The sequence below is a fragment of the Pseudomonas sp. 05N434 genome (assembly GCF_056396965.1).
Genome location: NZ_JBFTMK010000464.1, coordinates 1 through 4,058, shown reverse-complemented (window position 1 = coordinate 4,058; position 4,058 = coordinate 1). Strand labels below are relative to the sequence as shown.

Genomic DNA, 4,058 nt, shown 5'->3' with positions numbered 1-4,058 from the left:
GATCAAGACCCTTCGTGGAAATGATCCGGAGGCCAGATGGCCAGATTCCCTACGTTGTGATGATGGTAGAAAAAGAACGAGTTCAAATTCGCCACACTCCATAACCGTGGGGGCAGTGGGTGCAGGCCGCGAGCCTTCAGCCAGTATTACCTGACAGAGGAAGACTTATGTTCGGTTTGGAGGCACTTGATCTCGCCCGGATTCAGTTCGCGTTCACCATTTCGTTCCACATCCTGTTCCCGGCCATCACCATTGGCCTGGCGAGTTACCTGGCGGTACTCGAAGGCCTGTGGCTGAAGACGCACAACGACACTTACCGCGATCTGTACCATTTCTGGTCGAAGATCTTTGCCGTCAACTTCGGCATGGGCGTGGTGTCCGGCCTGGTCATGGCCTATCAGTTCGGCACCAACTGGAGCCGCTTCTCGGATTTCGCCGGTTCCGTGACCGGGCCGTTGCTGACCTACGAGGTACTCACTGCGTTCTTCCTCGAAGCCGGCTTCCTCGGCGTCATGCTGTTCGGCTGGAACAGGGTCGGGCGCAAGCTGCACTTCTTCGCCACCGTCATGGTCGCCATCGGTACCCTGATCTCGACCTTCTGGATTCTCGCCTCCAACAGCTGGATGCAGACCCCGCAGGGCTACGAAATCGTCAACGGCCAAGTCATTCCAGTGGACTGGCTGGCGATCATTTTCAACCCGTCGTTCCCTTACCGCCTGATGCACATGGCCACGGCGGCGTTCGTCGCTACCGCCTTCTTCGTCGGTTCGTCGGCGGCCTGGCATTTGCTGCGCGGCAAGGACAACCCGGCCATCCGCACCATGCTCTCGATGGCCATGTGGATGGCACTGATCGTGGCGCCGATTCAAGCCGTCATCGGTGACTTCCACGGCCTCAATACCCTCGAGCACCAGCCGGCGAAAATCGCTGCGATTGAAGGTCACTGGGAAAATGTCGGCGATGAGCCGACCCCGTTGATCCTGTTCGGCTGGCCGGACATGAAAGCCGAAAAGACCAAATTCGCGGTCGAGATTCCGTACCTGGGCAGCTTGATCCTGACCCACACCCTGGACAAACAGGTGCCGGCGCTCAAGGAGTTCCCGCCTGAAGACCGGCCGAATTCGACCATCGTGTTCTGGTCGTTCCGGGTCATGGTCGGCCTGGGTTTCCTGATGATCTTCACCGGTTTGTGGAGCCTGTGGCTGCGCAAGCGCGACACGCTGTATACCTCGCGTCCGTTCCTGTATCTGGCACTGTGGATGGGCCCATCCGGCCTGATCGCGATTCTCGCTGGCTGGTTCACCACTGAAATCGGCCGTCAGCCGTGGGTGGTCTACGGCTTGATGCGCACGGCGGATGCGTCCTCCGGGCACAGCTTCGTGCAGATGAGCATCACCTTGATCATGTTCGTCGTGGTGTATTTCGCGCTGTTTGGTGCCGGTCTTGGCTACATGATGCGCCTGGTGCGCAAAGGGCCGAAGATCGACGAAGGCAAGGAAACCAACGAAGGCGGTCCTGGCCAGAAGCGCACGCCGGCCCGTCCGCTGTCCGCCGCCGACGACAACGGTGACGGCGATCACAACCACAGCCTGACCAAGGAGATTTGAATCATGGGTATTGATCTTCCGCTGATCTGGGCCGTGATCATCATCTTCGGCATCATGATGTACGTGGTCATGGACGGCTTCGACCTGGGGATCGGGATTCTTTTTCCGTTCATCAAGGGCAAGACCGACCGTGACGTGATGATGAACACCGTCGCCCCGGTCTGGGACGGCAACGAAACCTGGTTGGTATTGGGCGGCGCGGCATTGTTCGGCGCCTTCCCGCTGGCCTATTCGGTGGTGCTCTCGGCGTTGTACCTGCCGCTGATTTTCATGCTGATCGGGCTGATTTTCCGTGGCGTGGCCTTTGAGTTTCGCTTCAAGGCCAAGGACGCCAAGCGCCACTTGTGGGACAAGGCATTCATCGGTGGTTCGATCGCCGCGACCTTCTTCCAGGGCGTGGCATTGGGTGCGTTCATCGATGGGCTGCCGGTGGTCAATCGTCAGTTTGCCGGTGGTTCACTCGACTGGCTGACGCCGTTCACGATGTTCTGTGGCGCGGCGCTGGTCGTGGCTTATGCGCTGCTCGGTTGCACCTGGCTGATCATGAAGACCGAAGGCAAGCTGCAGGAGCAGATGCATGACCTGGCGCGACCATTGGCCTTCGTGTTGCTGGCGGTGATTGGCATCGTCAGCGTCTGGACGCCGTTGGCCCACGCCGAGATCGCCGCACGCTGGTTCACCCTGCCTAATCTGTTCTGGTTCCTGCCGGTGCCGATTCTGGTGCTGGTAACTTTGTACGGTCTGATTCGCGCGGTGGCTCGCAATGCGCATTACACGCCATTCCTGCTGACCCTGGTGCTGATCTTCTTAGGCTACAGCGGTTTGGGAATCAGTCTGTGGCCGAACATCGTGCCGCCGTCGATCTCGATCTGGGACGCTGCCGCACCGCCGCAGAGCCAGGGCTTCATGCTGGTGGGCACGCTGTTCATCATCCCGTTCATCCTGGGTTACACCTTCTGGAGCTACTACGTGTTCCGCGGCAAGGTCACCCATGAAGACGGTTACCACTAGCCCATACGAATACGGCGCAAGGTTGATACCTGCGCCGTTGCAGAGGAGAACGCGATGATGGCTGGCAAACCTGATTTGCAGGAAATCGAAGCCGCAGAGAAAAAGCCGCTTTGGCAACGACTCGGCTGGCTGGCGTTGATCTGGGCCGGCAGCGTTGGGGCACTGTTCATCGTGGCCACGCTGATGCGCATGTTCATGAATGCCGCGGGCCTGAGCACCCACTGAAATTCCCATCCCGTTGCCTTGCGGCACGGATTTTTAACCCTCCTGCGACGGAGGGTTTTTTTTGCCTGCTTTTATTTGCGTGCCTTGAGAATCACGAACTTGGGAGTAGCGGCCACTTGTTCGACGCCGCGGAACAGCCGCGCAAGCTTGCTGTGATAGCCCAGATGACGGTTGCCGACGATGTACAGCGCGCCGCCCACCACCAGCGCTTCGCGCGCTTGCTGGAACATCCGCCAGGCCAGGAAATCGCCGACCACTTGTTGTTGGTGGAATGGCGGATTGCACAGCACCACGTCGAGGGATTGGGGTTCCTGCCCCGCCAACCCATCGCCGGCACGTACGATCACGTCACGATCACCCAGCGCCGCGCGCCAGTTTTCAGCGGCCGATTGCACGGCCATGAATGACTCGTCCACCAATGTGTAATGGGCCTCGGGGTTTTGCAGGGCGCTGGCGATCGCCAGCACGCCGTTGCCACACCCCAGATCGGCGACCCGCGCTGTGCCGAGGTTGTTCGGCAAGTGTGGCAGAAAGGCTCGTGTGCCGATATCCAGCCCTTCGCGACAGAACACGTTGGCGTGATTGAGCAGTTCGATTGCAGGCGTGTCGAGTCGATAGCGCGTCGGGTATGGAGAGACAGCGGGGGCTTTGGCTTCGGGCGTGGCGATCAGCAGCCGAGCCTTCTTCACGGCCAGCGAGGCTTGCACCGGGCCGATGTAGCGCTCCAGCAGATCGCCCGCGGCACGTGGCAGGTGCTTGACCATCGCGGCGGCAATCACTTGAGCACCGGGAGCCAATTGACCCTGTAGCCGGATCAGTTGCTCTTTCAGCAAGGCCAGGGTTTTCGGTACCCGGATCAATACTCGGTCAAACGGCCCGACGAACGCTTCGCTGGCTGGTACGCTCGGCACCGCATCAAACGCCTGGCCATTGCGCATGAGGTTTTTTTCGAGCCCCTGAAAGGCCAGAAATGAATCGCCGCTGCTGGTCACTCGGACCTTGCCCGCCAGGCTAACGGCCAATGCGCCGAAGCTGTCGTTGAGCACCAGTACGCGAGTATCTGCCGTCGGTTGTTGCCCGGCCAGATGATTGAGCAGGTATTCGTCTGCGGCATCAAACGCTTGCAGCGGTTCGTTCTGCTGTTCTGGCTGGCGGATCAGGTCGAGTTGGGCGAAAGAAGTTTCGAGCAGAGGCATGAGGCGGAGGGCTCTGGGT

The 4,058-nt window shown here is 59.9% G+C and carries 4 protein-coding genes; 3 read left to right on the top strand and 1 reads right to left on the bottom strand.

The window, feature by feature from the left end; genetic code table 11:
• Positions 1-167 precede the first annotated feature (167 nt).
• The 3 genes from AC1DLB_RS23430 to AC1DLB_RS23420 are packed head-to-tail and all read left to right on the top strand — an operon-like array spanning position 168 to position 2,843.
• On the top strand, positions 168-1,607 hold the full coding sequence (locus AC1DLB_RS23430; RefSeq protein WP_018925813.1) for a cytochrome ubiquinol oxidase subunit I: 1,440 nt from the start codon (positions 168-170) through the stop codon (positions 1,605-1,607).
• 3 nt (positions 1,608-1,610) lie between these two features.
• Complete coding sequence (cydB, locus tag AC1DLB_RS23425) at positions 1,611-2,618, top strand: cytochrome d ubiquinol oxidase subunit II (RefSeq protein ID WP_018925814.1); 1,008 nt, start codon at positions 1,611-1,613, stop codon at positions 2,616-2,618.
• A gap of 57 nt (positions 2,619-2,675) precedes the next feature.
• On the top strand, positions 2,676-2,843 hold the full coding sequence (locus AC1DLB_RS23420; RefSeq protein WP_081625770.1) for a DUF2474 domain-containing protein: 168 nt from the start codon (positions 2,676-2,678) through the stop codon (positions 2,841-2,843).
• A 71-nt stretch (positions 2,844-2,914) separates the two neighbouring features.
• Here AC1DLB_RS23420 and AC1DLB_RS23415 read toward each other — a convergent pair whose 3' ends face one another.
• Positions 2,915-4,039 (bottom strand): methyltransferase, encoded by a 1,125-nt coding sequence (locus tag AC1DLB_RS23415; RefSeq protein ID WP_477743863.1) that lies wholly within the window; start codon positions 4,037-4,039, stop codon positions 2,915-2,917.
• Positions 4,040-4,058: the final 19 nt, after the last annotated feature.